The sequence below is a fragment of the Luteibacter sp. KNZ12-1A genome (genome assembly GCF_056755675.1).
On sequence record NZ_JBPGXU010000167.1, the window covers coordinates 1 to 4,642 of the forward strand.

Annotated in this window: 4 protein-coding genes and 1 pseudogene; all 5 read right to left on the bottom strand. The window is 64.7% G+C overall.

The window, feature by feature from the left end; genetic code table 11:
• Positions 1–95: 95 nt before the first annotated feature.
• Entirely contained in the window at positions 96–461 is a 366-nt protein-coding gene (pilH, locus tag ACR9ZJ_RS18920; RefSeq protein WP_072321285.1) for a twitching motility response regulator PilH, read from the bottom strand.
• Positions 462–642: 181 nt separating this feature from the next.
• Positions 643–1,635: an acrylyl-CoA reductase family protein gene (locus ACR9ZJ_RS18925; RefSeq protein ID WP_481288636.1), complete on the bottom strand. Its 993-nt coding sequence runs from the start codon at positions 1,633–1,635 to the stop codon at positions 643–645.
• Between the two features lie 24 nt (positions 1,636–1,659).
• The gene (locus ACR9ZJ_RS18930) at positions 1,660–2,262 is read right to left on the bottom strand and encodes an LOG family protein (protein ID WP_481280633.1); all 603 of its coding nucleotides are present in this window, start codon (positions 2,260–2,262) and stop codon (positions 1,660–1,662) included.
• A gap of 84 nt (positions 2,263–2,346) precedes the next feature.
• Complete coding sequence (lpdA, locus tag ACR9ZJ_RS18935; protein ID WP_481288637.1) at positions 2,347–3,774, bottom strand: dihydrolipoyl dehydrogenase; 1,428 nt, start codon at positions 3,772–3,774, stop codon at positions 2,347–2,349.
• Between the two features lie 105 nt (positions 3,775–3,879).
• A pseudogene (sucB, locus tag ACR9ZJ_RS18940) lies at positions 3,880–4,620 on the bottom strand (dihydrolipoyllysine-residue succinyltransferase); the annotation flags it as partial.
• Positions 4,621–4,642: the final 22 nt, after the last annotated feature.

Genomic DNA, 4,642 nt, shown 5'->3' on the forward strand with positions numbered 1-4,642 from the left:
GGCTCTTTGTGGGAGCCGCTTCAGCGGCGATTTCCGCAGAGCCTCGGTGGGAGCCGACCCTGTCGGCGATGCCTCGCCCCAGGCCCTGAAACCCCTCAGCCCGGCAAATGCTCCTTAAGCGCCGCGACCAGTTCCTCTTCCTTGATCGGCTTCACCACATAGGCCTTCGCACCCTGGCGCAGGCCCCACACCTTGTCCGTATCCTGGTCCTTCGTGGTCACCAGGATGATCGGGATGTGCTTGGTGGTGTCTTCCTTGCTGATCGTGCGGGTGGCCTGGAAACCGTTGAGGTTCGGCATGACCACATCCATGAGGATCAGGTCGGGAATTTCGCGCTTGGCCACCTCGACGCCCTGGGCGCCATCTTCGGCGGTGATGGCCTCATGGCCCAGTTTCTCGACGATGCGCTTGATGCCAAGCAACTGAGACGGCGAATCGTCGACGATCAGGATACGAGCCATTCACTTTCCCCCGGGCCGATGCCCGATGTGTTCTCTTTGGTGACACCGGCCGTCCCGGCTGGCGTCTCGGACCCGCTGTGACGAAAAAACGTCGCGCGTGGCGCCTCTGGCGAGGGGCCATTCTACCGGCCGCCGCGCGGGTATCAATGGTGGGAGCGCAGATTGCCGCTCCATAGGGTGGTTATCCGCCGATACGAACGACGGTACGGCCGAACGAGCCACCTTCGAGCATCGTGCCGAAGACACTGGCCACATCCTCCAGTGCCACTTCCTTCGTGCAGATGGCGTCGAGGTGGCGTGGCCTCCACTCGCCGGAGAGTCGGTTCCACACCTCGTCGCGAATGTCACGCGCGGTGCCCGCCGAGGCCACGCCCAGCACGCTCACGCCGCGGATGATGAAGGGCATCACCGTGGTCGACAGCTCCGGACTCCCCGCCAGGCCGCAGATGGCGGCGTTGCCGTAGGGAGCGATCAGCGGCAGGAAGCCCGCCAGTGTCTTGCCGCCGACATTGTCGAGCATGCCGCCGTATGTCGCGGAATCCATCGGTTTGCCGCTGAAAGCGAGCTGGTGGCGGTCGACGCATTCGCTGGCACCGAGCATGCGCAGGAAATCGAAGCGGTCGGCCTTGCCACTGATGGCGTGCACCTCGTAGCCGGCGCGGCTGAAGATGTCGATGCCGAGCATGCCCACGCCGCCCGTGGCGCCAGTGATGGCGATCGGGCCTAGCGCGGGCGTCTGCCGGTTGTCGGTCATGCGAAGGAGCGCCAGCGCGGCGGTGAAGCCGGCCGTGCCGATGATCATCGCCTCGCGCGTGGTGAGCGAGGCGGGCAGGGCGACCGTCCATTCGGCGGGCAGGCGTACGTATTCGCCATAGCCGCCGTCGCGGGTCTCAGAGAGGCCGCTGCCGGTGGCGAGCACCTTGTCGCCTTCCTTGAACGCCGGGCTGGTCGACGCGACCACGGTGCCAGACACGTCGATACCGCCGTTCAAGGGGAACTTTCGCAAGATCTTGCCTTTGCCGGTGCCGGCCAAGGCGTCCTTGTAATTCACGGACGACCATTCGGCCTTGACCAGGACCTCGCCCGGAGCCAGGGCATCGGTGTCCATGGTTTCGATGCCGGCGCGATAACCAGTGTCGTCCTGGTGGATGCGGAACGCGCGGAAATTTGTCATGCGTGTGTCCTTGGGCGGAAGCGATCAGTCGATGCTATCGACAGACGTACCCGTGATCCACTTCGGCGTGTAGGTGGATTCGTAGCGCTTCATCCAGTCGAACAGCTGATCGATGTCGTCCCCGAACCACACCTGCTCGCGCTGGTTCTGCTTGACGAAGCCTTCCGCGACCATGTGGTCCATGCTCGCGGACAGGCCACGGTAGAAGCCACGCACGTCGAGGAAGGCGCAGGGATAGCTATGCAGGCCGAGTTGCGCCCAGGTGAGCATCTCGAACATCTCGTCCATCGTGCCGAAACCACCGGGCAGGGCCACGAAGGCGTCGGCGATCTCGTACATGCGCGTCTTGCGCTGGTGCATGGTCTCGACGACCTGCAACTCCGACAGTCCGGTATGGGCGACTTCCTTCTCGACCAGCTGGCGCGGAATGACGCCGATGACACGTCCACCGGCGGCGAGCGTGGCATCGGCGACGGCGCCCATCAGCCCGACCTTGCCTCCGCCGTAGACGAGCGCGATGCCTTCTTTCGCCAGCCGCGTGCCAAAGGCCCTGGCGGCTTCGGTGTATTCCGGATGCGAACCGCTGCTGGAACCGCAGTAGACGCAAAGGGAGGTGATCTCACGCATATTCAAGTTCTCCACGTTCCCTGAAACGACGAAGCCCGCCCATGCGTTGCGGCAGGGGCGGGCTCCGGTGACACATGGGAACGATCAGTTGCCCTTGTGGATGGCGCGCTTGTCGACCGACAGGGCCGCCTCGTGCACCACTTCCGACAACGCCGGATGGGCGTGGACGATGCGGGCGAGGTCTTCCGACGAGCCCTTGAATTCCATCGCCACGACGCATTCGTGGATCAGTTCGGAAACGACCGGGCCGACCATGTGCACGCCGAGGATGCGATCGGTTTCGGCGTGGGCGATCATCTTCACCTGGCCGATGCCTTCGTTCATCGCCACGGCACGGCCGTTGGCGGCGAACGGGAAGGACCCCGTGCGGTAAGGGATGCCTTCTTCCTTCAACTGCTCTTCGGTCTTGCCGACCCAGGCGATTTCCGGCTCGGTGTAGATGACCCAGGGCACGGTGTCGAGGTTGACGTGGCCCGGCTTGCCGGCGATCAGCTCGGCGACCATGACGCCTTCCTCGGAACCCTTGTGCGCGAGCATCGGGCCGCGCACGGCGTCGCCGATCGCCCAGACGCCATCGACACCGGTGTGGTTGTGCTCGTCGACGACGATGCGGCCGCGCTCGTCGAGCTTCACGCCCGTGTCGTCGGCCAGCAAGCCGGCGGTATAGGCACGACGGCCCACGGCCACCAGCAGCTTGTCGACGACCAGCGACTGCGCGTTGCCGTCCTTGTCGGTGTAGCCGACGTGGACTTCGTCGCCCTTGACCTCGGCGGAGGTGACCTTGGCGTTGACCTTGATGTCGAGGCCCTGCTTGGCGAACTCGCGCGCCGCCAGCTTGGCGATATCCTGGTCGGCCACGGCGAGGAACTTCGGCAGCGCTTCCAGGACCGTCACTTCGGCACCGAGGCGCTTCCACACGCTGCCAAGCTCGAGGCCGATGACGCCGGCGCCGATCACGCCCATGCGCTTGGGCACCTCGGTGAGGTCGAGCGCGCCGGTGTTGTCGATGATGTACTTGCCGTCGAACTTCGCGAAGGGCAGTTCGATGGGCACGGAGCCCGAGGCGAGGATGATGTTGGTCGCGGAGATGGTCTGGACGCTGCCGTCGTTGCCCGTGACTTCGACCTGGTTGCCCTTGAGCAGCTTGCCCTTGCCGAAATACGAGGTGACCTTGTTCGCCTTGAACAGCATCGTCACGCCGCCGGTGAACTGCTTGACGATCTTGTCCTTGCGGCCGATGAAGGTGCCGATGTCGATCTTCGGGTTCTCGGCGGTGATGCCGTGATCCTTGAAATTGTGCGTGAGGTTGTGGAACTGCTTGGACGAATCCAGCAGCGCCTTGGACGGGATGCAACCCACGTTGAGGCAGGTGCCACCGAGGGCGGCCTTCCCGTCCTTGCCGACGAAGGCGTCGACCACGGCGGTCTTCAGGCCCAGCTGCGCGGCGCGGATCGCGGCCACATAGCCCGCGGGGCCGGCACCGATGACGATGACGTCGAACTTGTCGCTCATTGCTTAGCTCCGGATGTCACTGCGGTATCTACCGCCAATATGGGGGCGGAACACGAAAACGGGAGTCTTTCGACTCCCGCCTTCACGTTTCGGCTCAACCGGCCATCACAGGCCGAGCAGCATCCGCTGCGGGTTTTCGAGCTGGTTCTTGATGTCGACAAGGAACAGCACGGCGTCGCGGCCATCGATGATGCGGTGGTCGTACGACAGCGCGATGTACATCATCGGGGCGGCGATCACCTGGCCGTTCTCGACCACCGGGCGCTCCTTGATCGTGTGCATGCCCAGGATGGCGCTCTGCGGCGGGTTCACGATCGGGGTGGAGAGCAGCGAACCGAAGGTGCCGCCGTTGGTGATGGTGAAGGTGCCGCCCTGGAGGTCGTCCAGGCCGAGCTTGCCGTCGCGCGCCTTCTTGGCGTAACCGATGATGCCCTTCTCGACGTCGGCGAAGGACATGTCCTGCACGTCGCGCAGCACCGGCGTGACCAGGCCCTTGTCGGTCGACACGGCGATCGAGATGTCCTGGTAGCCGTGATAGATGATGTCGTTGCCGTCGACCGAGGCGTTGACCACCGGGTAGCGCTTGAGCGCTTCGGTGGCCGCCTTGACGAAGAAGCTCATGAAGCCGAGCTTGACGCCGTTGGCCTTCTCGAACTGCTCGCCCAGGGACTTGCGCAGCTTCACCACCTCGGCGAGGTTCACTTCATTGAACGAGGTGAGCATCGCGATGGAGTTCTTCGACTGCATCAGGCGCTCGGCGATGCGGGCGCGGATGCGGGTCATCGGCACGCGCTCTTCCGGGCGGCTGCCGGGGGTCGGCTTGGCGGCCGGGGCGGCGGGCGCGGCCGGGGCGGAACCTGTCTCTTAT